This window comes from Streptomyces sp. G5(2025) (assembly GCF_049542075.1).
Taxonomy (GTDB): domain Bacteria; phylum Actinomycetota; class Actinomycetes; order Streptomycetales; family Streptomycetaceae; genus Streptomyces.
Map to the genome: position 1 here is coordinate 273,517 of NZ_JBMUZT010000002.1, position 22,709 is coordinate 296,225.

General features: G+C 73.0%; 20 protein-coding genes and 3 pseudogenes. 16 read left to right on the forward strand and 7 right to left on the reverse strand.

Annotation, left to right across the window (positions count from 1 at the left end):
• Positions 1 to 14 precede the first annotated feature (14 nt).
• Positions 15 to 1,270, forward strand: a pseudogene (locus tag ACOBQB_RS01695) (lactonase family protein).
• Positions 1,271 to 1,565: 295 nt separating this feature from the next.
• Complete coding sequence (locus tag ACOBQB_RS01700) at positions 1,566 to 1,856, forward strand: DUF1232 domain-containing protein (protein ID WP_423588196.1); 291 nt, start codon at positions 1,566 to 1,568, stop codon at positions 1,854 to 1,856.
• Here the strand turns inward: ACOBQB_RS01700 and ACOBQB_RS01705 are convergent.
• From ACOBQB_RS01705 to ACOBQB_RS01715, 3 genes are all read right to left on the reverse strand, one after another.
• The gene (locus tag ACOBQB_RS01705; RefSeq protein ID WP_423588198.1) at positions 1,818 to 2,534 is read right to left on the reverse strand and encodes a DUF2470 domain-containing protein; all 717 of its coding nucleotides are present in this window, start codon (positions 2,532 to 2,534) and stop codon (positions 1,818 to 1,820) included. The two genes, ACOBQB_RS01700 and ACOBQB_RS01705, sit on opposite strands and share 39 nt — an antisense overlap.
• A 124-nt stretch (positions 2,535 to 2,658) precedes the next feature.
• Positions 2,659 to 3,315, reverse strand: coding sequence for an MBL fold metallo-hydrolase (locus ACOBQB_RS01710; protein ID WP_423588200.1), 657 nt, complete (start codon positions 3,313 to 3,315; stop codon positions 2,659 to 2,661).
• Entirely contained in the window at positions 3,315 to 4,400 is a 1,086-nt protein-coding gene (locus ACOBQB_RS01715) for an S-(hydroxymethyl)mycothiol dehydrogenase (protein WP_423588202.1), read from the reverse strand. The genes ACOBQB_RS01710 and ACOBQB_RS01715 overlap by 1 nt, the downstream gene beginning before the upstream one ends.
• Positions 4,401 to 4,538: 138 nt before the next feature.
• On the opposite strand from ACOBQB_RS01715, the pseudogene ACOBQB_RS01720 reads away from it, so the two are divergent.
• From ACOBQB_RS01720 to ACOBQB_RS01735, 4 genes and pseudogenes are all read left to right on the forward strand, one after another.
• Positions 4,539 to 5,347: pseudogene (locus ACOBQB_RS01720) on the forward strand (ABC transporter permease).
• 11 nt (positions 5,348 to 5,358) lie between these two features.
• The gene (locus ACOBQB_RS01725) at positions 5,359 to 5,862 is read left to right on the forward strand and encodes a glutathione peroxidase (RefSeq protein WP_423588204.1); all 504 of its coding nucleotides are present in this window, start codon (positions 5,359 to 5,361) and stop codon (positions 5,860 to 5,862) included.
• Positions 5,863 to 5,970: 108 nt separating this feature from the next.
• A complete protein-coding gene (locus tag ACOBQB_RS01730; RefSeq protein ID WP_423588206.1) occupies positions 5,971 to 7,212 on the forward strand; it encodes a D-alanyl-D-alanine carboxypeptidase family protein in 1,242 nt (413 codons plus the stop codon).
• Positions 7,205 to 8,230 carry a Gfo/Idh/MocA family oxidoreductase gene (locus ACOBQB_RS01735; protein WP_423588208.1) on the forward strand — a complete coding sequence of 342 codons (1,026 nt, stop codon included), beginning with the start codon at positions 7,205 to 7,207 and terminating at the stop codon, positions 8,228 to 8,230. Before ACOBQB_RS01730 ends, ACOBQB_RS01735 begins: the two co-directional genes overlap by 8 nt.
• Positions 8,231 to 8,275: 45 nt before the next feature.
• Here ACOBQB_RS01735 and ACOBQB_RS01740 read toward each other — a convergent pair whose 3' ends face one another.
• Complete coding sequence (locus ACOBQB_RS01740) at positions 8,276 to 8,689, reverse strand: SsgA family sporulation/cell division regulator (protein ID WP_423588210.1); 414 nt, start codon at positions 8,687 to 8,689, stop codon at positions 8,276 to 8,278.
• 332 nt (positions 8,690 to 9,021) lie between these two features.
• On the opposite strand from ACOBQB_RS01740, the gene ACOBQB_RS01745 reads away from it, so the two are divergent.
• The 3 genes from ACOBQB_RS01745 (at position 9,022) to ACOBQB_RS01755 (ending at position 12,384) form a co-directional block, all read left to right on the forward strand.
• Positions 9,022 to 10,563, forward strand: coding sequence for an ATP-dependent DNA ligase (locus ACOBQB_RS01745; protein WP_423588212.1), 1,542 nt, complete (start codon positions 9,022 to 9,024; stop codon positions 10,561 to 10,563).
• Between the two features lie 68 nt (positions 10,564 to 10,631).
• Positions 10,632 to 11,117 (forward strand): cation:proton antiporter regulatory subunit, encoded by a 486-nt coding sequence (locus ACOBQB_RS01750; RefSeq protein WP_423588214.1) that lies wholly within the window; start codon positions 10,632 to 10,634, stop codon positions 11,115 to 11,117.
• Between the two features lie 4 nt (positions 11,118 to 11,121).
• The gene (locus tag ACOBQB_RS01755) at positions 11,122 to 12,384 is read left to right on the forward strand and encodes a cation:proton antiporter (RefSeq protein ID WP_423588215.1); all 1,263 of its coding nucleotides are present in this window, start codon (positions 11,122 to 11,124) and stop codon (positions 12,382 to 12,384) included.
• A 96-nt stretch (positions 12,385 to 12,480) separates the two neighbouring features.
• Here the strand turns inward: ACOBQB_RS01755 and ACOBQB_RS01760 are convergent, their stop codons facing one another.
• The gene (locus tag ACOBQB_RS01760) at positions 12,481 to 13,323 is read right to left on the reverse strand and encodes an alpha/beta fold hydrolase (protein WP_423588217.1); all 843 of its coding nucleotides are present in this window, start codon (positions 13,321 to 13,323) and stop codon (positions 12,481 to 12,483) included.
• A gap of 298 nt (positions 13,324 to 13,621) precedes the next feature.
• Here ACOBQB_RS01760 and ACOBQB_RS01765 point away from each other — a divergent pair, with 298 nt between their 5' ends.
• On the forward strand, positions 13,622 to 14,350 hold the full coding sequence (locus tag ACOBQB_RS01765; RefSeq protein ID WP_423588218.1) for a hypothetical protein: 729 nt from the start codon (positions 13,622 to 13,624) through the stop codon (positions 14,348 to 14,350).
• Between the two features lie 83 nt (positions 14,351 to 14,433).
• Positions 14,434 to 15,033 carry a sigma-70 family RNA polymerase sigma factor gene (locus ACOBQB_RS01770; RefSeq protein ID WP_423588220.1) on the forward strand — a complete coding sequence of 200 codons (600 nt, stop codon included), beginning with the start codon at positions 14,434 to 14,436 and terminating at the stop codon, positions 15,031 to 15,033.
• Positions 15,034 to 15,406: 373 nt separating this feature from the next.
• Here ACOBQB_RS01770 and ACOBQB_RS01775 read toward each other — a convergent pair whose 3' ends face one another.
• Complete coding sequence (locus ACOBQB_RS01775) at positions 15,407 to 15,877, reverse strand: GNAT family N-acetyltransferase (protein ID WP_423588222.1); 471 nt, start codon at positions 15,875 to 15,877, stop codon at positions 15,407 to 15,409.
• A gap of 295 nt (positions 15,878 to 16,172) precedes the next feature.
• Between ACOBQB_RS01775 and hemC the strand changes: the two genes are divergently transcribed.
• From hemC to ACOBQB_RS01795, 4 genes and pseudogenes are all read left to right on the forward strand, one after another.
• On the forward strand, positions 16,173 to 17,108 hold the full coding sequence (hemC, locus tag ACOBQB_RS01780) for a hydroxymethylbilane synthase (RefSeq protein WP_423588224.1): 936 nt from the start codon (positions 16,173 to 16,175) through the stop codon (positions 17,106 to 17,108).
• 30 nt (positions 17,109 to 17,138) lie between these two features.
• Positions 17,139 to 17,438: a hypothetical protein gene (locus ACOBQB_RS01785; protein WP_423588226.1), complete on the forward strand. Its 300-nt coding sequence runs from the start codon at positions 17,139 to 17,141 to the stop codon at positions 17,436 to 17,438.
• A gap of 138 nt (positions 17,439 to 17,576) precedes the next feature.
• Positions 17,577 to 17,961 (forward strand): annotated as a pseudogene (locus ACOBQB_RS01790) (response regulator transcription factor); the annotation flags it as partial.
• Positions 17,962 to 18,253: 292 nt separating this feature from the next.
• The gene (locus ACOBQB_RS01795) at positions 18,254 to 19,672 is read left to right on the forward strand and encodes a PP2C family protein-serine/threonine phosphatase (protein ID WP_423588228.1); all 1,419 of its coding nucleotides are present in this window, start codon (positions 18,254 to 18,256) and stop codon (positions 19,670 to 19,672) included.
• 24 nt (positions 19,673 to 19,696) lie between these two features.
• Here ACOBQB_RS01795 and ACOBQB_RS01800 read toward each other — a convergent pair whose 3' ends face one another.
• A complete protein-coding gene (locus tag ACOBQB_RS01800) occupies positions 19,697 to 21,199 on the reverse strand; it encodes a hypothetical protein (RefSeq protein WP_423588230.1) in 1,503 nt (500 codons plus the stop codon).
• Positions 21,200 to 21,435: 236 nt separating this feature from the next.
• Here ACOBQB_RS01800 and ACOBQB_RS01805 point away from each other — a divergent pair, with 236 nt between their 5' ends.
• Positions 21,436 to 22,623 (forward strand): aminoglycoside phosphotransferase family protein, encoded by a 1,188-nt coding sequence (locus ACOBQB_RS01805; protein WP_423588232.1) that lies wholly within the window; start codon positions 21,436 to 21,438, stop codon positions 22,621 to 22,623.
• Positions 22,624 to 22,709 lie beyond the last annotated feature (86 nt).

Below are 22,709 nucleotides of genomic sequence, written 5' to 3' on the forward strand. Positions count from 1 at the left end.
CACGAGGTGCAGCAATGAACAGCGGAGCAGGGTCGGCCGAGGCTTCCGGGAGCGGTCCGGGGCGGCGGCGGTTCATCGGGGCGCTGGCCGGGGCGGCCGCGGCGGTGTCGTCCGCCGCGGCCTGCGCCTCCTCAGAGCCGCCGGAGCGCGCACGCCCGGAGCGCACCCGCAAGGGACCCGCCTCGTCCGCGGCTCACCGTCCGCGCCGCGAGGGGCAGTTGTTCCTCGGGACGTACACGTCTCAGGAGGGCGGCGGTTCGGGCATCGGGCTGGCGACGTACGACGAGACGACGGGCCGCGTCACCGGGACCGGCACGCTCACCGGCGTGCCCGACCCCTCCTATCTGGCGCTGCACCCTTCGGGCCGCACGCTCTACGCCGTCGACGAGCGGGAGAAGGGCGGCGTGACCGCCGTCGCGCTCTCGCCCGAAGGCAAGCATGAGGTGCTGGGGACGCGTGGGACGGGCCGGGCGGGTCCCTGCCACCTCTCTGTGCACCCGAGCGGCCGTTGGCTGCTCAGCGCGAACTACCTCTCGGGCAGCGTGACCGTCCATCCCATCGGCGAGTCAGGTGCGCTGGGCGAGCGGACGGACGTCATCACGCACTCCGCTCCGCCACCGGGGCCTGGCCAGGAGGGTCCGCACGCCCACCAGATCATCACGTCTCCCGACAAGCGGCACGTCCTCGCCGTCGACCTGGGCAACGACACGGTCTACACGTACCGGCTCGACGGCGACGCGGGCACGCTCCGGCAGGTCTCCTACGCGACGCTGCGCCCCGGCGCGGGGCCGCGCCACCTCACCTTCCACCCCTCGGGGCGCTTCGCCTACCTCGCCAACGAGCTGGACGACACGGTCGTGGTCTGCGCGTACGACCCGGCCACCGGCCGCCTCAGGCCGGGCAAGCCGCAGTCGACGGGCTCGGGCGGTGGCGGTGGCGGTGGCGGTGCCACCAACTACCCGGCGCAGTTCGCCGTGACGCGCGAAGGGCGCTTCGCCTTCCTCGCCAACCGGGGGCACGACAGCCTCGCCCGGTACGCGATCGAGGCCGGCGGTGCCCGGCTGCGGCTCCTGGGCACGGTGCCGGTCCACGGCGAGTTCCCCGGCACCTCGCGCTCTCCCCCTCCGAGCGGCTGCTGTTCACCGCGAACCAGAAGTCGGACTCGGTGAGCGTGTTCCACGTCGACCGGCGCAGTGGTGAACTCCGCCTCGCGGGCAAGCCGTTCCGGGCACCGGTCGCGGTGTGCGCGCTGCCCGTCACGGCCGCGTGAAGCAGACGTCGCGGGCCCGGGCGACGGTTTCGGCGCGGTCGGCGTCGACGGGCAGCCGGAGGCGCCCGGCGGGCGTCCCGGGTTCGACGAGAGAGCCGGCTGCCCCGTCACGCCTCGCGGGTATCGGTCACCCTGCGGGTGTCAGTCACCGTGCGGGGGTGCGGCTGCTCATTCACACGGCCATCATGCCGCCGCCGAGAACTCGCCGCGAAAACACTCGCCCCAGAACGCCTGCCCCGGAACACCTGCCGCAGGACCGCGACGACGAGGGCCGCCCTCGGTAACGTACATGCGTATGAGCACGGAACTGACCATCCTCCTCGTCGGCGCAGCCGTTCTGGCCGTCGCGACGCTCGGCGTCGCGGTCATGCTGCTCATACGTCTCGTCCGCACCCGCCGTGCCCTGCGCAGAGCCGGGCTCCCCGTCGAGCGGCGGTGGGTCTTCTGGGGCGCGGTCGCCTATCTTCTGCTGCCCGCGGATCTGCTCCCCGACCCCGTCTATCTGGACGACATCGGGGCGCTGCTCCTCGCGCTGCGGTCGATGCGGTCAGCCGCCGCCGACGGGCCGCCCGCGCCGGGTCGCTGAGAGCCGGGCCTTCGTCAGCAAGGCGTGCATGCACTCCGTCACCTGGGAGACGTCCGCGACGGTCTCATGGAAGGGCAGGCGTACGTCGGCCTGGCTGCGGGCCCGCTCCAGGCGCAGGGAGATGCCGTGCCGGTCGATGGCGAGGGGCCGGACCCGCACCACGCCCTGGAGGCTGTCGGGGCTGATGAGGCGGGTCAGTTGTTCGACGGCATCCGGGTGGGCGTCGGCGAGGTGGGTGAGCAGCCGTGACTCGGCCTCGGCGAGCGGGTCCGGCACGGTCAGGGCGAGTTCGTCCAGTTCGACGCCCTGGCGTTCGCCGTTCGACTCGTGCAGCACCGCGCACGTCGGGTCGAGGAACAGTTCCTCCCCGTCGTACGCCAGCGAGCCGGACAGCCACAGGCGCGCTCGGATGCGGTCCCTCAGCGGTACGGGCGCGACGTCGACGAACTCGACCAGGGTGGACGGCTCGCCGCGCGGCGCGCAGATGACGGCGGCGGCGAGGGCGCTGTCCTCGGGCGGTCGCAGCCGCAGCCTTCCGTCCTCGGTGAAGCTGTGCGCGCCCACAAGTTCGTCCTTGCCGATCTCCGTGGTCACCGCGCAGGACCACGCGGTGGCGAGCAAGGAACGAGCGCGTGCCGCCGCTGTGGGCACGATCGTGCTGCTGTGACGGACACCCATTCTCAACCTCCATTAGGTAAGCCTTGCCTAACTTATCGGAGATCGAAGAGGAGGGCCAGCACGCGTACGGCCCCGCGCTGTCGATCGCGCGGGGCCGTACCGATGCCGTACCGGCGTCGGGGTGTCAGTGCCCCCTGGCGATCCACTCCTCCAAATGCGGCGCCTCGGCGCCGACCGTCGTGCTGTCGCCGTGGCCGGTGCGCACCACCGTGTCGCACGGCAGCGTCAGCAGCCGCTCCCTGATGGACTCCACGATCGTCGGGAAGTCACTGAAGGAGCGGCCCGTCGCACCCGGCCCGCCCGCGAAGAGCGTGTCGCCGGTGAAGACGGTGCCGAGGTCCGGGGCGTAGAGGCTGACCGCGCCGTGGCAGTGGCCCGGCGTGTGCAGCACCCGCAAGGCCGTGCCCGCGACGGCCAGTTCCTGCCCGTCGACGAGGTCGCCGTCGGGGGCCCGGTCGGGGTGGGTGAGCTTCCACAGCTCCGTGTCGGCCGGGTGCAGCAGGATGGGCGCGCCGGTGCGGGCGGCGAGCGCCGGGGCCGCGTCGATGTGGTCGTCGTGCGCGTGCGTGCAGATGATCGCCACGAGACGCCGCTCCCCCACCGCCCGCGCGATGGCGTCCGCGTCGTGCGCGGCGTCGATGACGACGCACTCGCTGTCGTCACCCACGATCCATACGTTGTTGTCGACCTCCCAGGTGCCGCCGTCCAGGGAGAACGTCCCGGACGTGACGAGGTGGTCCACGCGGGCGCCCGAGGCGCCGCCCACCGGCTCGGCCGCCATCAGAACATCACCACCGAACGCAGGACGTCGCCGTGGTGCATCCGCTCGAAGGCCTTCTCCACGTCCTCCAGGGCGATGGTCTCCGTGACGAACGCGTCCAGGTCCAGGCGGCCCTGCCGGTAGAGGTCGATGAGCATCGGGAAGTCACGCGAGGGCAGACAGTCCCCGTACCAGCTCGACTTCAGCGCGCCGCCGCGCCCGAAGACGTCGAGGAGCGGCAGCTCGATCCTCATGTCCGGGGTCGGCACGCCGACCAGGACGACCGTGCCCGCGAGGTCACGGGCGTAGAAGGCCTGTTCGTACGTCTCCGGGCGGCCGACCGCCTCGATGACGACGTCGGCGCCGTTGCCCCCGGTCAGCTCGCGGATGGCCTCGACCGGTTCGGTGGCGCGGGAGTTGACGGTGTGGGTGGCGCCGAGGCCCTGCGCCGTCCGAAGCTTCTTGTCGTCGATGTCCACGGCGATGATCTTCGCGGCGCCCGCGAGACGGGCGCCCACGACGGCGGCGTTGCCGACGCCGCCGCAGCCGATGACGGCGACCGAGTCGCCGCGGCCGACACCCCCGGTGTTGATCGCGGCGCCGATCCCGGCCATCACACCGCAGCCGAGGAGACCCGCCGCGGCCGGGGACGCCTCCGGGTCGACCTTGGTGCACTGCCCGGCGGCGACGAGGGTCTTCTCCGCGAAGGCTCCGATGCCGAGGGCGGGCGACAGCTCGGTGCCGTCGGCCAGGGTCATCTTCTGCTTCGCGTTGTGCGTGTCGAAGCAGTACTGGGGGCGACCGCGCAGACAGGCGCGGCACTGGCCGCACACGGCACGCCAGTTGAGGATCACGAAGTCGCCGGGCGCGACCTCGGTCACCCCGGCGCCGACCGACTCGACGACGCCCGCCGCCTCGTGCCCCAGCAGGAAGGGGAAGTCGTCGTTGATGCCGCCCTCGCGGTAGTGCAGGTCGGTGTGGCAGACCCCGCACGCCTGGACCTTCACCACGGCCTCTCCCGGCCCCGGATCCGGGACGGTGATCGTCTCGATCCGTACCGGCTCGCCCTTCGCGCGGGCGATCACGCCCCGCACCTGCTGCGCCATGACTTCAGCCCTTCTTCCGTCCACGTCTTTCCATCTCCGACTGCCCGGCCCATCGTTGCAGGTCGCCCCCCTCATGTCCCGGGCGGCACCGGATCGCGCACGGGCGCGGCGCGCCGCCGCGCGGCCTAGGGTGATCGCGTGCGTGATCTCGCTGCCCAAGCTCTCCTGCCGGTCAACACCGCGCTCGCCGTGGTCCTGCTCGTGCTGCTGCTCGCCGCCGCGGCGGCGGCGGCCGTCTGCCGGCTCTCCCCGACGGCTCGCGCGGCAGGGCGCGCGAGATCCTGATCGCCGGGGCCCGCGCCACGGCCCAACTGGCCGTGGTCTCCCTGGCCATCGGGTGGGTGGTGCACCACACGGCGGCGCTCTTCGCCTTCCTGCTGCTCATGTTCTCCGTGGCCGCGCGCACCGCCGGGCGGCGCATCACGCCGAACGGCACGTGGTGGTGGGCGGCGCTGCCGATCGCGGTCCCCGTCGTCCCGGTGGTGACCGGTCTGACCCTGGCCGGGCTGCTGCCCGTGCGGGGCATGGCGATGATCCCCGTCACGGGCATCCTCATCGGCGGCGCGCTGACCGCGACGGTGCTCGCCGGCCGCCGCGGCCTGGACGAACTGCGCACCCGCCACGGCGAGTTCGAGGCGGGCCTCGCCCTTGGCCTCGCCGACCGCGACGCCCGCCTGGAGCTGGTCCGCCCGGCCGCCTCGGACGCTCTGCTGCCGGGCCTCGACCAGACCCGCACGGTCGGGCTCGTCACCCTCCCCGGCGCCTTCGTCGGCATGCTCCTGGGCGGCGCGTCCCCGGTGCTCGCGGGCGCCGTGCAGCTCTTCGTGCTGGTCGCCCTGATGGCGGTCCAGGCGGTGGCGGTGGCCCTGACGGTCGAGCTGGTCTCCCGGGGGCGGCTGCACCGCGAGGAGCCGGGTGCTTCTGCCGGGCGTCCGGGGTGGGCGTAGGCTCGGTCACTATGTCTGTCTACGAAGAGTCTGTCCACGAAGTCGAGATCGACGCCCTGCGGGGCGGCCCCGCCTACCTGCGCCAGTTCGAGGGCAAGACCGTTCTCGTCGTCAACGTCGCCTCCAAGTGCGGCCTCACCCCGCAGTACGCGGGTCTGGAGCGGCTCCACGAGCAGTACGCGGGGCGCGGCTTCAGCGTGCTCGGCGTGCCCTGCAACCAGTTCATGGGCCAGGAGCCCGGCACCTCCGAGGAGATCGCCGAGTTCTGCTCGGCGACGTACGGCGTGACGTTCCCGATGACGGAGAAGGTCGACGTGAACGGCGCGGGCAGGCACCCGCTGTACGCGCGCCTCGTCGACACGGCGGACGCCGAGGGGCACACCGGGGACATCCGCTGGAACTTCGAGAAGTTCCTGGTCGACGGCTCCGGCAAGGTCGTCGCCCGCTTCGGCCCGCGTGTCGAGCCGGACGCCCCCGAGGTCGTCGCCGCGATCGAGAAGCACCTCTCGGCCTGACCCTTCGCCGGGCCCGGCCAGGGGGCCGGAGGCGAGGGGGACGGGGTGATACCTCCAGGCGGACGAAGCCGATCTGCGGACTCGCGGGCGCGATCCTACGGTGGCTGAATGGTCATCAGGTACCTTTCGCGCTCCTGCTCCGTACGGACCGCGGCCCTCGCGCTCGGGACTCTGGTCCTCCTGCCCACACCCGCCGCGGCGGCCGGCGTGTCCGCCGAGCCCGCGCCGCCCCGGCCGGTTCCCGCGTACTCCTCCGCCCTCCTGGACCGGCCGGGCGTCCAGGTCCGGCCCGGGCCCGCCGCGCCCGGGCTGCCCGGTGACGTCTCCGCCCTCGCCTGGCTGGTGGCGGACGCCCATACGGGTGAGGTGCTCGCCGCCAAGGACGCGCACCGTCCGCTGCCGCCCGCCTCCACGCTGAAGTCCCTCTTCGCCCTCGCGGCGCTCCCCCATCTCGACCCGCACCGGCGCCACATCGTCACGCAGGACGAGCTGGACCGCGTCGGCGACGGCAGCAGTCTGGTCGGCGTGGCGCCGGGCCGCGCCTACCGCGTCGCCGACCTGTGGCGCGGGGTCTTCCTCAGCTCCGGCAACGACGCCGTGCACGTCCTCGCGAGGCTCAACGGTGGGATGCGCAGGACCGTGGAGCAGATGCGCGCGAAGGCCCGCGAGCTGGGCGCCCGGGACACGCACGTGGTGTCGCCCGACGGCTACGACGCCGCCGGACAGGTCTCGTCGGCGTACGACCTGGCGGTCTTCGGCAAGGCAGGACTCGCCGACCCGGAGTTCACCCGCTACTGCTCGACCCCGGTCGCCAAGTTCCCCGCCGGCGGCTGGTCGTATCCCATCCAGAACACCAACCGTCTGCTGACCGGAGCCGACGGCGTCGCACCCTACCCGGGGCTGCTCGGCGTCAAGAACGGCTACACCAGCCACGCGGGCTCCACCCTGATCAGCGCGGCCCAGCGCGGCGGGCGCACCCTGATCGTGACGGTGATGAACCCTCAGGTGAGCGGGGCGCGGGCGGTGTACGAGGAGGCGCGGTCGCTGCTCGACTGGGGGTTCGCGGCGGCCGGGAAGGTGCGGCCCGTGGGCTCGCTGCTGCCGCAGGCCCAGGCGAGCCGCACCGCCCAGGGTCCCGTGCACGCCGTCGCTGCCGAGGGCGAGGCCCTGCGGACGGAGCCACAGCGCTCGGACTGGCCCGCGGTGCTGCTGGTGATCGCGGGTATGGCCGCCGTCCTCGCGGGCGTGGTCATGGCGGTCCGGCGGCGGGCGGCCACGGTGGCGCGGCGCGGGCGCTTCAGGGGAGAGTACGTCGAGCGGGAACCGGCGAGGAGGCCATCGGATGAGTGAACCGCTGGGGGTGGCGGTGCTGGGCGCCGGCCGCATGGGGGCCGACCATGTGCGGCGGCTGGGCGAGACGGTGGGCGGGGCCCGCGTGGTGGCGGTGGCGGACCCCGACACGGCGCGGGCGGAGGCGGCGGTGGCGGGGCGGGAGGGGGTGGCCGTGTACGGCGAGACGCTCGCGGCGCTGGGCGCCCCCGGTGTGGAGGCGGTGCTGGTGGCGTCACCGGATGCGGCGCATGAGGAGGCGCTGCTCGCGGCGTGCGCGCGGGGCCTTCCGGTCTTCTGCGAGAAGCCTCTCGACCCGGCCGCCGCCCTCGGAGTCGTCGAGGCCGAGGCCCGGCTCGGGCGCAGGCTGATCCAGGTGGGGTTCATGCGCCGGTACGACGCCGAGTACGCGGCCCTGAAGGCCCTGCTCGACTCCGGCGACCTCGGCCGCCCCCTTCTGCTGCGCTGCGTCCACCGGAACGTGTCGTCCCCGCCGCACTTCACCTCCTCGATGCTGATCAGCAGCTCGATGTCGCACGAGATCGACGCGGCGCGCTGGCTGCTCGGCCGGGAGATCACCGCGGTGACGGTGGTCCGGCCGACGCCGTCGCGAGACGCGCCCGCGGGACTGCTCGACCCGCAGCTGGTGCTCTTGGAGACGGCCGGCGGCGCCGTCGTCGACGTGGAGGTCTTCGTCAACTGCGGCTTCGGGTACGAGGTGCGGTGCGAGGCGGTCTGCGAGCGCGGCAGTGCGCGGATCGGCGACGCGCGCGCGATGGTCGTCCGCGCGGCGGGCCGGGCGCATGAGGACGTGGCCCAGGATTATGTGGTGCGGTTCGCCGACGCGTACGACCGTGAGGTGCGGGCGTGGGTGGCCGCCGCCCGCGGGGGCGGGGCCGTGGGGCCGAGCGCGTGGGACGGGTACGCGGCGGCGGCCGTCGCCGAGGCCGGGGTGGCGTCGCTGCGGGCCGGGGGACGCGTCACCGTCGACTTGGCCGGGCGCCCGGCGCTGTACGGCGAGAGCGGCGACGACGCCTGAGGGCTGCCGCTGCACACCGTCACACGCCGCCGTCACACGCCGCCGTCACACGCCCCCCAGCAGCCGCGAGAGGCCTTGGTCGAGGTCGAGGCTGGTCTCCTCGCCGCCCGCGGGCACCATGGCGTAGGACCGTGTCAGGAAGCGGCGCAGGGCGATCTTGTCGAACTGCACCAGGGCCAAACCCTGGTGCGAGTGGAACTCCAGCACCGTCCGCGCCCGCCCGCACGGCCAGATGTGCACGTCACCGCTGCCCGCGGGGGCGCCGAGACCGTCCTCCAGGAGCTGGCGGGCGAAGACCCAGGTGACCTCCGCGCCGTCGAGCGAGGCGGAGGAGGGGAACGTGATCTGAACCGCCAGCGGGTCCTCGGCCATATACCGCAGGACCACGGGGAGGTTGCGCTCCTGGCCTTCCGGGGTGATGAGGCGGGCGCGGGTGGGCTGCTGGAGGGTGACGGCCATGATCGAGCTCCACTTCTGCGTTTCTTCCAGTTCTCGGGGCCCCGCTCGCTCCCGCGGACCCCTGTGCCCTTACGACCCCGTGGCGGGGGGTGCCATTACGGCATCGCGTCAAGGGATCTGTGTGACCTGTGCCACTCTCCCCGCATCCGGCCCCCGGCGGCGGTGCGGCCGTCACGTCTGTCGATGAGCCCGTCCATGTATGCGTCCATGTGTCGGTTCATGTGCCCGTCACAGCGGAGTACACACGTGTCTTCGCGCAACAGCGGTCACGTGGCCCGCGTCGCGGCCCCGCCGACCGTGCGCCCCGCCCCGCCCCGTTGCAGGATGGGCCCATGCTGCTGGCTCGGCTCGCCCACGTGTCCAAGGAAGTGGCCGCCACCTCCGCGCGGTCGCGGAAGATCGCCCTGCTCGCCGAGTTGTTCCGGGCGGCGGAGCCGGAGGACGTACCGATCGTCATCCCCTATCTGGCGGGACGGCTGCCGCAGGGGCGGCTCGGCATCGGCTGGAGCACCCTCAGGGACGCGGGGCCGCCCGCCGCCGAACCGTCGCTGACGGTACGCGGCGTGGACGCGGCGCTCACGGCGATCGGCGCGGTCTCCGGCACCGGTTCCCAGGCGGAACGCAAGCGCCTGATCGGCGATTTGATGGGGTCCGCCACCGAGGACGAGCAACGGTTCCTGTTCGGACTGCTCACCGGTGAGGTCCGGCAGGGCGCCCTGGACGCGGTCGCCGTGGAGGGCCTCGCGGTGGCCACGGACATCCCGGCGGACGCGGTACGGCGCTCGGTGATGCTCGCCGGCGCCATCAGCCCGGTCGCCGAAGCGCTGCTGGAGCGTGGCCCTCAGGCGCTGGACGAGTTCCGGCTGACCGTGGGGCGGCCCCTGCTTCCGATGCTCGCGCACGGCGCCGCGTCGGTCGCCGAGGGCATCGACAAGCTGGGTGCGTGCGCGGTCGAGGAGAAGCTGGACGGCATCCGGGTACAGGTCCATCGCAGCGGGGGCGACGTACGCGTCTACACCCGGACCCTGGACGACATCACCGACCGGCTGCCCGAGCTGACGGCCGCCGCGCGCGGGCTCGAAGGGGAGCACTTCATCCTGGACGGGGAGGTCATCGCCCTCGACGGCACCGGGCGCCCCCGGCCGTTCCAGGACATCGCCGGACGCGTCGGGTCACGCGTCGACGTCGAGGCGGCGGCGGCCGGGCTGCCCCTGTCGCCCGTCTTCTTCGACGCCCTGTCCGTGGAGGGACGGGACCTGCTCGACCTGCCGTTCACCGAGCGGCACGCGGAGCTCGCCGCACTGGTGCCCGAGCCGATGCGCGTACGGCGCGCGGTGGTGGACGACCCCGCTGACGAGGAGGCGCGCGGCGCGGCCCGGGAATTCTTCGAGGCGACGCTCGCACGCGGTCACGAGGGGGTCGTGCTGAAGTCGCTCGACGCCCCGTACAACGCGGGGCGGCGGGGCGCGTCCTGGCTGAAGGTCAAGCCGGTGCACACCCTTGACCTGGTGGTGCTCGCCGCCGAGTGGGGTCACGGCCGCCGCACCGGCAAGCTCTCCAACCTCCACCTGGGCGCGCGGCGGCCGGACGGGACGTACGCGATGCTGGGCAAGACGTTCAAGGGCATGACGGACGCGATGCTCGCCTGGCAGACCAAGCGCCTTCAGGAGCTGGCGGTCAGCGACAACGGCAACGTCGTGGAGGTGCGTCCCGAACTCGTCGTCGAGATCGCCTACGACGGCCTGCAACGATCCACCCGCTACCCGGCCGGCGTCACACTCCGCTTCGCCCGAGTCGTGCGCTACCGCGAGGACAAACCGCCGGAGCAGGCGGACACCGTGGAGACGGTCCTTGCCCGCCGTACGTCTGTGTGATTTTGCCATGACTTGACCCCGATAGGGTGACACCCCGGGATGATCACCTATCGCACGAGGGGAAAGCTGTGCCCGCATCACGTCTCAGCCGTACGCCGCTGCCAGGCATCGGCATCCGGTACGACCTGACGACCCGAGAACAGCGGCGCCTGTCGGTCGTCGCGCACCGGGACGGTGCGCGGACGCTGAGCGCGTACCGTTCCGACGATCCGGACGAGTGCGCGCTGTCCCTGCGGCTGAGTTCGGGGGAGGCGGACGCGCTGATCGACGCGCTGATGCCCTCGCACCACAGCCCCAATCTGCTGCACACCACCGATCTGGGGCTGGTCGCGGAGCGGGTGCTCCTGTCGGCCACCTCGCACTGGAACGGGCGGCTGCTCGGGGAGACCCGGATGCGGACCGAGACCGGGGTCTCGATCGTGGCGGTGCTGCGGCGGGCCGACGCCATCCCGTCGCCCGCCCCCGACTTCCGGCTGGCGGGCGGGGACACGCTCATCGTGATCGGCACGCGCGAAGGCGTGGAGAGCGCCGCGGCGATACTCGGTCGGGAGTGATCGCGTGCACTCCGCTGTCTTCCTCATCGAGTTCGGCGCGATCATCCTCGCTCTCGGCCTGCTCGGCCGGTTCGCGGGGCGTTTCCAGTTCTCGCCGATACCGCTGTATCTGCTCGCGGGCCTCGCGTTCGGCGAGGGCGGACTGCTGCCGCTCGGCGCGAGCGAGGAGTTCGTCGCCATCGGCGCCGAGATCGGCGTCATTCTGCTGCTGTTGATGCTGGGGCTCGAATACACCGCCAGCGACCTCGTCAGCAATCTCAAGACGCAGTATCCGGCCGGCCTGGTCGACTGCACGCTGAACGCCCTGCCCGGCGCGATCGCCGCGCTGCTCATGGGCTGGGGTCCGGTCGCCGCCGTCGTACTCGCCGGCGTCACATGGATCTCGTCGTCCGGCGTCATCGCCAAGGTCCTCGGCGACCTCGGCCGGCTCGGCAACCGCGAGACCCCGGTCATCCTCAGCATCCTCGTCCTCGAAGACCTGGCGATGGCCGTCTATCTGCCCATCATCACCGCCCTGCTGGCGGGCGTCGGCTGGGCCGCGGGCAGTCTGACCCTCGCCATCGCGCTCGGCGCGGCCGGACTCGTGCTCTTCCTCGCGGTGCGCTACGGACGGCTCATCTCCCGCTTCGTATCGAGCGACGACCCCGAGAAGCTGCTCCTCGTCGTGCTCGGTCTGACCATCCTCGTCGCGGGGATCGCGCAGCAGCTCCAGGTGTCCGCCGCCGTCGGCGCGTTCCTCGTCGGCATCGCGCTCTCCGGTGAGGTCGCCGAGGGCGCGCACGCGCTGCTCGCGCCGCTGCGGGACCTGTTCGCCGCCGTCTTCTTCGTCTTCTTCGGGCTGCACACCGATCCGGCGAGCATCCCGCCGGTGCTGCTTCCGGCTCTCGCGCTCGCCGTCGTCACCGCCCTGACGAAGATCGCGACCGGTTACTGGGCGGCCCGCCGCGCGGGCATCTCCGTCAGGGGCCGCTGGCGGGCGGGCGGCGCGCTGGTGGCGCGGGGCGAGTTCTCCATCGTCATCGCGGGGCTCGCGGTCGCCGCCGGCATCGAGCCGTCGCTCGGCCCGCTGGCCACGGCGTACGTCCTGATCCTGGTGATCGTCGGGCCGCTGACCGCGCGGTACACACAGCCGATGGCGGGCTTCGTGGGCGGTGTCCTCGCGCGGCGGCGGGAGAGCGCCGCCGCCGGGGCCGCGCGGGTTCCCGGGCCCCGGGAAGCGGCCGAGTCGCTCGACGGGCAGGACGCGGGGGCGGGCGACCGGTCCTAGGAGCCGCGGCATGAGAACGACCACCCGGCCCGGGCCGCAAGCGGACCTTCGCCCGTACGGTCCGGGCCGGGCGCCATCAGGCGTGCGCTCCCCGCGCTAGACGCATCTGGGCTGGAAGGCCGCGTCGGCCGGGCCCTTGCGGCCCAGCGCGTCGAGCACCCACTGGGCGACGACCGGGTCCTTGGTGGCCTGGTCGTGCAGGAACGGGTCGAGCGGGCAGCGGTCCTGGAGGACGACGTTGGTGACGTGCTCCTTCGGTCCGCTCAACAAGGCGTTCGTGTACGGGACCACGACCTCGTCGTAGCGCGTGGTCACGACCGTGTAGTCGGGGCCGGGCGGGGTCTGCGTCCCCGCGTTGAGTCTCGTCAGCAGGTCGGATCCCGTGATCTGGTCGGTGCAGGCCGGGCAGACGGTGTCGCCGAGGGGCTTGGCCAGCGGGTTGGTCGTGCCGTGGTTGGACGGCACGATGCCGATCAGGTCGTCCACCGTGTCCGCCCCGCCGAGGAACTTCACGTAGTAGCGCGGCATCATGCCGCCCTGGCTGTGGCCGACGAGGTCGACCTTCGCCGCGCCCGTCGCGCCGCGCACGGCCTCGACGAAGTCCTTCAGCTCGACGGCGGAGCTCGCGACCGGGTCGGTCGCCATGTTCCCGTAGTTGAACGCGAAGACGCAGTAGCCCGCCCGCTTCAGCTTCGGCGAGAGGACGGCCCAGTTCTCCGCCATCAGCTTGAACGTGCCGTTGACCAGTACGACCGGCTGCGGGTGGGCCCGGTCGGGCTTGCAGGACCAGTCGTTGGCACCGCGGGGTGGTATGTCGAGGAGCGAGGCCCGCGTGGTGGAGGGGGCGGTAGCGGACGCCGGGGCGGTGAGGCACGCGACGCCGAGGGCGAGGGCGGCCGCGGCGGTCATCAAGGACCGGACGGCGTGACGCAGATGCATGGCGGTTCCCATCGTTCGGTGGTGCTTGACACAGGTGGTGCTTGACACGGGTGGTGCTTGACACGGGTGGTGCTTGACACAGCAGTCGCTTGACACAGCAGTCGGCGTGCGAACACAGTTCGGCAATGCCGACCACTGGGAGAGATCGTTTTCCGCGGACACGTAGCGCGTCAAGCGATTTACAGTCCGTATTCGTCACACCCCTCGGGGCTTGCGCTCCCGGTACGGTGAAGTGCGCTCGGGCCAAGTCCGGGACTCGCCGCCCGGCGGTGCCCGCGCGCCTGGCACCATGCTCCCCATGACGTCCGGGCCCGCGTTCCGCCTCGCACGAGCCGCCGTGTTCGCGGCCCTGTGCGTGGTGACGACGGCCTTCGGACACGTCCTCATGTCCGGCGCCACGCTGCCCTGGGGGGCGGTGGGCTACGCCTTCGCCGCCACGACAGCCGCCGCGTGGTGGCTGACCGGGCGCGAGCGCGGCGCGTCGGCGGTCACTGGCGCGACGGTCGCGGCGCAGCTGGCCCTGCACGAACTGTTCGGCCTGGCGCAGCGGGCGGGCGCGGGCCCCAGCGGGCGCGGCGCACCGGGCACGCACGGGGCGCCGCCCGGCGGGGGCGACGGCATGAACCACATGCACCATGCGATGCCGCCACCGATGCCGGTGCCGACGCCGACGGGGATGCCGTCCTCCGACGCCGCCTCGGCCGCCCTGTCCGACGAGGCCCTGTCCCGTTGGGTGATGTCCGTCTTCGGGCACAGCGGCTTCGGCATGTTCCTCGCCCACCTGGCCGCCGCGCTGATCTGCGCTCTGTGGCTGTGGCGCGGCGAGGCCGCCGCGTTCCGCACCGGACGCGCCCTCGCCGCGGCCGTGTTCGTCCCGCTGCGGCTCGCCCTGACGCTCCTCGTCGCCGCGCTGCCTCCGGCGCCGCCACACGTCGGCGCGCCGGCGCCCGTGCCACGGCTGCGCGGGGTCCTGCTGCAGTACGCCGTCTCGCGCAGAGGTCCGCCGGTCCTTCCGGTCAGTTCCTGACACCGCCCGCACCTCAAGGTGCCGGGCGGATCTTCGGCGTTCGCGCCGCTCCTCGAACTCCCTTCACCGAAGGACCTTCTGCGATGACTCCTGCCCTCTTGCGCCCCGGGCCCACCCGTGTGGCCGAGCCGGACCGTGACGATCTGATCACCGAGTGGGCGCTCGCGGCCCGTGACGGCGACACCGCGGCGTTCGAACGGTTCGCGCGTGCCACCCGGCGTGACGTCTGGCGCTTCGTGGCCCACCTCAGCGGCGACCTGCACGCCGCCGACGACCTGACGCAGGAGACGTATCTGCGCGCCCTGACCGCGCTGCGCGGGTACGCCGCCCGCTCCTGTGCCCGTACGTGGCTGCTGGCCATCGCGCGCCGCACCGTCGCCGACCGCTTCCGCTCGGCGGCGGCCCGGCCGCGGATCGCCGACACCTCCGACTGGCAGGCGGCCGCGGAGCGCGCGCAGCCGCGCGGTCTGCCCGGTTTCGAGGAGGGCGTGGCGCTGCTCGACCTCCTGGAGACGCTCGACGGGCCGCGCCGTGAGGCGTTCGTGCTCACTCAGCTCGCGGGGCTTCCTTACGCGGACGCGGCGGCCGCCGTCGGCTGTCCGATCGGCACCGTACGTTCGCGGGTGGCGCGCGCACGGGAACGCATGGGCGCGCTGCTCGTCGCGGCGGACCACGCGGCCTGACGGCCACGCCCGCCCCCGCCGCCGTCCGGTGCACTCCGTGCGGACGCCGGCGGGGGCGGGCCCCGGCCCGCTCACTCCGTGCCGCGCAGGGCCATCCCCCCCCAGCGCCGGCCGGTCACCTCGGCACGGCGAGCAACCTCGGGGTGACCGCCCCGTCCGACGCCGCCCCGCCGTCGCCTCCAGCGCGCTCCGCGCGGGCGCCGGCCGGGGGCAGAGTGCACCGGCCCGCTCACCCGTATGCCAGGGCACCCCCTACGGACGCAACCACATCGCGGTACGCGCAGGGGCAGCCGAGCCCACTCACGCACCCGGGCTGTCACCTCGCACACGGGCCAAGCAATCGCGGCGCGGCCGACGTGCGGGGCCGCCCCGGCTACGGGGGCGTCTCGCGTACGAACAAGGTCACCGACACGCTCGCCTCGAAGCCGTTGCTCCGCATCAACGCGGCCGACGCGGTGTTTTGGGACTCGACGTCGGTCACCACGGCGCTCGCGCCCGCTTCGGTGAGCGTCGCGCAGCAGGCCTTCACCAGGCGGCTCGCGACGCCCTGCCCCTGGTACTCGGGGGCGCTCGCGATCCACTCCAGGTTGCCCCAGTCGCCGCGCTGGTCGAACCCCATCGAGCCGAGCACGAACCCGGCGAGCCGCTCCCCGTCCAGCGCCACCCAGCAGGCGGCCGCCTCGCTGTCCAGGTGCCTCGCGATAGCCGAGAGCGACCAGGACGTGTAGGGCTTCACGGACGTGTCGTAGACGTGGCGGCCGAGGGCCAAAACGTCGGCCAGATGGGTGGCCGTCATCGGCGCGAGACCGATCGCCCGGTGCTCCGGCGCGGCGGGGGTGGACATGGGGCCTCCCAGGGGCGGGGGCGGCGCTCGGCCGCGGCTTCGTCCACTTCACGCTATGAGGCGGGCCGGGGCCACGCATGCGGAGAGCGGGGGGACTCGTATACGGAGTGGGGCCTCGGGCCGCGCCCGAGGCGGCGCCCTTGACCTGCCTCCAGCGTGCGCGGCAGCCCGCAGTCACTCGCCATGCTCCCTGGCCGCCGATCCGACTCACGTGGCAACTGCCCCGCACACACTGTCCTTTGATCAGTTGGACGTCCGTCAGAGCCGTCGCCGCCGAGCCCCTATCGTGGGGCGCATGTCCGTTCCTGAGCTGATCCGCATCGTCTCCCGCTCCTCCCCCATGGCCCTGGCCCAGGTGGAGCGCGTCCGCGCCGAGCTCGCGACGCTGCACCCCGGCATCCGTACCGAGGTCGTGCCGGTCACGACCTCCGGCGACCGCTGGATGGGCGACCTGGCCCGCCTCGGCGGCAAGGGGGCCTTCACCAAGGAGGTGGACGCCGCGCTGCTCGCGGGCGAGGCGGACCTCGCGGTGCACTGCGTCAAGGACGTGCCGGCGGACCGGCCACTGCCCGCCGGGACGACGTTCGCCGCGTTCCTCAAGCGGGACGACATCCGGGACGCACTCATCCACCCGGACGGACTCACCCTCGACGAGCTGCCCGCGGGGACCCGCATCGGCACCTCCTCGGTGCGCCGCCGCGCCCAACTCGCCGCCTCGCGCCCGGAGTTGGAGTGCGTGCCGATGCGCGGCAACGCGGGACGCCGCCTGGAGAAGCTCGCCGCGGGCGACGCCGACGCCCTGCTGCTCGCCCAGTCCGGCCTTGAGCGCATCGGCCGCCCCGACCTGGCCAGTGAGGTCCTGTCGGTGGAGACGATGTGCCCGCCGATCGGCGCCGGGATTCTCGCCCTCCAGTGCCGCGAGGACGACACCACGACCATCGACGCGGTCACGGGCCTCGGCGACAAGGACGCCTGGCGGGAGGCGACCGCCGAGCGCATGTTCCTGCATGTGCTCCAGGGGCACTGCAATTCACCCATCGCCGGGTACGCACGCTCGGAGCGCGGCGGTGACCTGTCGCTGCGCGCCTGCGTGTTCACGCCCGACGGCAAGACGGTGCTCAACGCCCACGAGTGGGCGGGGCCGCTCGACCCGGCGACCCTCGGCACGTCCGTGGCCGTCGCGCTGCTGCGCCAGGGCGCCCGGGAACTGATCGACGGGATCGCCCACTGACGCCCGGCACCCGGACGGAAGCCCCCGCCTGTGTACGGCGGGCTCGCCCTGGCGCTCGGCGAGTCCGCCGGGTTCGTGACGTTCTTCGCGGGGCGCGCGGCGATGGCCGACGGGGTGCCGAGCTCCTCGCTCGGAGACCCCGGAGTGTTGCCGGCGGTGCTGATGTCCGGCGCGTACCTGGCGATGACCGGGCCCATCGGGATCGGTGTAGTTGCCATCACGGGGCACACCGCGAGCGCCGTCGCGGTGCTCGTCGGCGTCACGTTCGTGCTGCCCGCGGTGATCGGGGGCGTCTGGGGCCGGCGGTCGGGCGGTACTTCCCGACCGTGATCGCCGCCAACTCCCTCGCGGTCGCCGAGCCGGTGCCGGACATGCTCACCCCGTGGGCCGGGTTCGCGGTGCTGTGCCTGTACACGGCCGCGGTGCTCGCGGTGGGCGGGCGGCTGCCGGCCCCGGGACGCGTGAGGGGAGACGAAGTACGCCAGGCGCCTGCTCGCGGCGGGCTCGGCGGGCGTCGGCCATCTGCTCAAGGACCGGGTGGCGAACGTCGCGGAGTTCACGGACGCGCTGGAGCGGGTCGCGGCGGGCGGCACCGCGCTCGACCCCGAGGTCGTCATGCAGCTGGCGGGCGCGGGCCACCGCGCGGCCGAACTGGCGCCGCTCACCGACCGGGAGCGCGAGGTGCTCTCCTTGGTGGCTCAGGGCCGCTCCAACGCGGCGATCGCCCAGGCCCTTCGTGTCGGCGGGCACGGTGGAGAAACACGTGGCGGCGGTCTTCGAGAAACTCGGGCTGCCCGCGTCTCACGATCACAATCGGCGGGTACTCGCGGTCATTCGGTATCTGCGTCCTTGAGGCACCGAGTCGGCCGGGGCAATTCAGCCGTCGTAGCCGGACCGGACACCTCACGACCTCAACTCCCCCACAGGAGCGCCATGTTCCGCCCGCTTCGCCTACGCGCTTTTCACCGTTCACCCATAGACTCGCGCCCCTGGGTCCGCATATCCGCAGGACAAAGGCATATGCCATAAGCACCACCGCGTCGGGTGTTGCCAAATCCCTTACGAGCCCCCCTCTGCTGTGCGAAAGTCATGAGCGGTCCACCACCCGTCAAGCTGGTCGCACCGCACCCTCACCGGAGCAACCCATGCCCTCCCATGTCTTCGCGGACCACGCCGCCGCCCAGCCGCCCGAGCGCGGCACGGTCGACGCGCTGATCTCGCAGACGCGCCGACTCCGCGGCGAGGTGGACGCCGTACGGCGTGAAGCCGTTGCCGACCGGTCAGACCCGGCGGGGCGCTGGCAGAGAGCCCTGTGCGAGCTGGCCGTGCACCAGCTCGACGACGTCGACGACCACCTGGCCCAGCTGAGGGAGGGGCCGCCTCGGGCGGGCGGCGAGCCCGGGCTGCCGCCCGCGCCCGGAGCCACCGACCCGCGCCGGGGTTCACTCCTGAGCCGGGTGGGCAGCGCCGAGTGGAACCTCCTCACCGACGAGGCCAGCTGGTCCTGCGAGCTCTACCAGATCCTCGGCCGCGATCCCGCGGCTCCCCCGCTCTCCCTCGACGAACTACCCTCCCTCGTACACACCGACGACCAGCCCCTGCTGACCGCGATGGTCACGGACTGCCTGGTCGACGGGAAGCCCATCGACGGCGAGTTCCGCATCGTGCGCCCCGGCGGGGACGTGCGCCACGTGCACATGATGGGCGAGCCCGTGCTCGCCGCCGACGGCTCCACCGCCTCCATGTGGGCGGTCCTGCGGGACGTCAGCGAACTGCGCCGCAGCCGGCGCGTGCTGCGCGAGACCCACGAGTCGCTGCGCCGCCGCCGCGAGATCGAGCAGGCCGAGCACCGGCTCGCCGTCGAACTCCAGGAGGCGGTCCTGCCGCCCTGGCGCGGCTCGCTGCGCTTCGCGCACGGCGGCCCCGCCCGGCTCGACCTCGCCGCCCATTACCTCCCCTCCTCGGTCGGCGCGCTCATAGGCGGCGACTGGTACGACGCGATGGAACTGCCCGACGGCCACGCTTTGCTGAGCGTGGGCGACCTCACCGGGAACGGCGTCGCCGCCACCACCGGCATGGCGATGCTGCTCGGCGCGGTGCGCGGCATGGCGGTCGCGGGAGCCATGCCCGGCCGGCTGATGGGCCGGCTCAACGGCCTCCTCGACACCACGGTCCGGTCCGCCCTCGGCAGCGCGATCTGCTGCCGCTACGACCCCACCACCCGGCTGCTCACCTGGGCGCAGGCCGGACACCCCGCCCCGCTGCTGTTCCGCGACGGGACAGGGCGCTCGCTCAGGCCACCGGCCGGCGCGCTCCTCGGAGCCGCGCCCGAAGCGGCGTACGAGCAGGCCGAGGAGCAACTCCGTCCCGGAGACCTGTTGTTACTGCACACCGATGGTCTCGTGCCACGCCATGACAGGGACGCGGCGGCGGACCTGCTGCTCTCCCTCGCCCCCCGCCTCACCGAGGCGCGCACGGCCGAGGACTGTGTGCGGACGGTCGTCGAGGAGTTCGGCGGGAGTCCGCGCGAGGACGACGCCTGCCTGTTGATCGCCCGGTGTTGACCCTCCGGAATTGCGTGTCGTGCGTTACGCCCTGGCCGTTCTGCCCGCCCCCCTCGCCCCCTTCGTCCCCTTCGGCAGCGCGAGCTTGATCTCCTCGCGCAGGTCCTGGATCTTCGGATAGCCGGCGTACTGCCCCGTCAGCCGGTACATCTCGCGCAGCCGGTCCCAGGTGCGGTGCGAGGAGTTGGACCCCATCGACACCAGCGCAAGGCGCGCGTAACGGTCGGCCTGTTCGGGGTCATCTGCGATGAAGCACGCCGACGCCAGCGAGAGGTAGTCGAAGATCTGCGACCGGTCGTGGCCTTTGGTCCGCAGCTCGATGGCCTCCTTGGCGTGCCGCTGCGCGATGGTGGCCGCGGCCGGTTCGTGGTCGGCGAGGGTGCGGTAGGCGAGGGCCTGCATGCCGTGCAGGTCCGCCTCGTCGAACATCTGCATCCAGCTCGGCGGCGGCACGTCCCCCTTGTCCGAGACGAAGAGGTCCTCGGCCAGGCCGAGCGTGCGCCGCATGGCCTGGCCGCGTCCCATCGATGCCTGCGCCCAGGCCTCGATGGTGTACAGCATCGCCTTGGTGCGGGGCAGGGCCTCCTCGCCCGCTCCCGACTTGGCGAGCTTCATCAGGTCCAGGGCGTCGTCCGGCTTGCCCAGGTGGACCATCTGGCGGGCGGCGCGGGAGAGGGCCTCGCCCGCGCGGGGACGGTCACCGCCCTCGCGGGCCGCGTGGGCGGCGATGACGAAGTACTTCTGGGCCGTGGGCTCAAGGCCGACATCGTGCGACATCCAGCCCGCGAGGACGGCGAGGTTGGCGGCGACGCCCCACAGGCGCCGCTGGAGATGGTCGGGGTGACGATAGGCGAGGATGCCGCCCACTTCGTTGAGCTGGCCCACCACGGCCTTGCGCTGGAGTCCCCCGCCGCGGGCCGCGTCCCAGGCGCGGAACACTTCGACGGAGCGCTCCAGTTCCTCGATCTCCTGGGACCCGATGGGGGCGGCCTCATAGCGGTCGAACCCGGCGGGGTCGGCGTGCAGGGGGTCGTGGATACGGGGGGCGTCGGCCGCGAGGGCCGGATCGGTGTGCAGCCAGTCGTGCATGGCGCTGCTGAGTGCGGAGCCTGCGGCAAGCGCGGCGCCCGCGCCCACCAAGCCGCGTCGGTTGAGCATGAGGTCCATTCCCGTGAATTCGGTGAGGACCGCGGCTGTCCGCTCGGGCGCCCACGGCACGCCGTCGGGGTGCTCCGCACTCCCGTCGCCACGCCGCTTCCCGGTGCGCCCGTGCCGGACCAGACCCAGATCCTCAGTGGTCACGACACGGCCGAGACGCTCGGTGAACAGAACAGCCAGCACCCGGGGCACCGGATCGCGCGGGATCTCCCCCATGTCGATCCACCGCCGCACCCGCGAGGTGTCGGTGGCCAGCTGGGGGTGGCCCATGGCCGCCGCCTGCCGGTTCACCAGTCTCGCGAGCTCGCCCTTGGACCAGCCGGCGAGGCCGAACAGATCCGCCAGGCGGGTGTTGGGTTGTCCGTTCACGTCAAGCCCCCAGGTTCTCGGCTGAGTTGACAGTAACCGGCTGTCAGTTGCTGAGCGACTATTCGCCAGGGTTCGCCAGGGTGCGCCACATGGTGTGCCAGGGGACGCCGGGTGTCAGGTAGGAGTGCGCCACCCCGACCCGGTCGCCGCAAGGCACTCCCCAGGGTGATCCCGACGCGATCGGGGCGGGAGGGCGCACGCGAATCCACAGGCACACGAAGGGATCTGTATCGCCCATGTACGCAGCATCGTCCTCCGTGTCCGCCCCGCCCCGGCCGCTCCGCCCGCGCCCCCCGGTTCCCCGGGGCCGCGAGGTGCCCCCCACCGCGGGGAGCGGCCCCTATCTGGAGCCGGTGCGGCCCGCTGCCGCGCAGCTCGGCGCCGGACGGACGCGTCGCGCGCCGGGACCCGGCGCGCAACCGCTCAGCGGGAGACTCGACCTCTCCGGCCCCCAAGGGGCGCAACTGCGCACCGCGATCGCTTCGGTGCACCGCATCTGCCCCGAGTTCAACCCCGTGCAGGTGCTCCGCCGAAGCGGCCGTACCGTCCTGCTGGTCGGTACGGCGGGGCGCGGCGCGGCCGTCGCCAAGTGTTTACTGGACCACTCCCCGCTGTGGGCCGATCGGCTCCGGCACGAAATAGCGGCATACCGCTCGTTCGTCCGGCACCGGCCGCCGGTCCGGGCGCCCCGGCTGATCGCCGCCGATCCCGAGGACTGCACGCTGGTGATCGAGCGGATGCCCGGGCGGGCGGCGGCACTGCAACGGCATCCCGTCGAGGCCCCGCCGCGGGCGGACATCCGGGCGGCGCTCGGCTCCGTCCTGCGCCTGAACCAGTGGCGGCCGCCCGCGGAGATGTTCGGCAGGCCGCTGGAGTACGGCAGGCGGATCTCCCGCTTCCATGAGCTGGGCCTGCTGACGGACCGTGACATGGGCGACCTGCAGAAGCTGCTGCACGGCATCGCGCACTCGGCGGTTCACCACGGCGAGGGTCCCGAGGCGATGTGGCAGTTCTGTCACGGCGACGCACTGCTGTCCAACATCCTGCTCTCGCCTGCCGGGCCCGTCCTGGTCGACTGGGAGCACGCGGGGTGGTATCTGCCGGGGTACGACCTGGCGACGCTGTGGGCGGTCCTCGGGGACGACCCGGTGGCGCGGCGCGAGATCAGTCAGCAGGCTCAGCTCGCGGGCCCCGCGGCACGCGACGCGTTCCTGGTCAATCTCATGCTGGTCCTGACCCGCGAGATCCGGCACTACGAGACGGCCGTGCAGCGTTCGATGCACGAATCGGCCCCGGCGGCACCGGGCCCGGCCCCGACCGGTGCCGCGCCGACCGGCGAGGAACAGCGGCTGCTGCTCAGGCGGCTGCACGACGACTGTCAGCTGGCCCGCCGGGCCGTGCGAGCGGCGGTCGGTACTCGCTGAGGGGAACAAGGTCCGCGGTGCGCCGAGAACAGTGGCGTACCGCGGACCTTCGTATGCCTCTGGTCTATGCCCTCGGGAAAGCCACA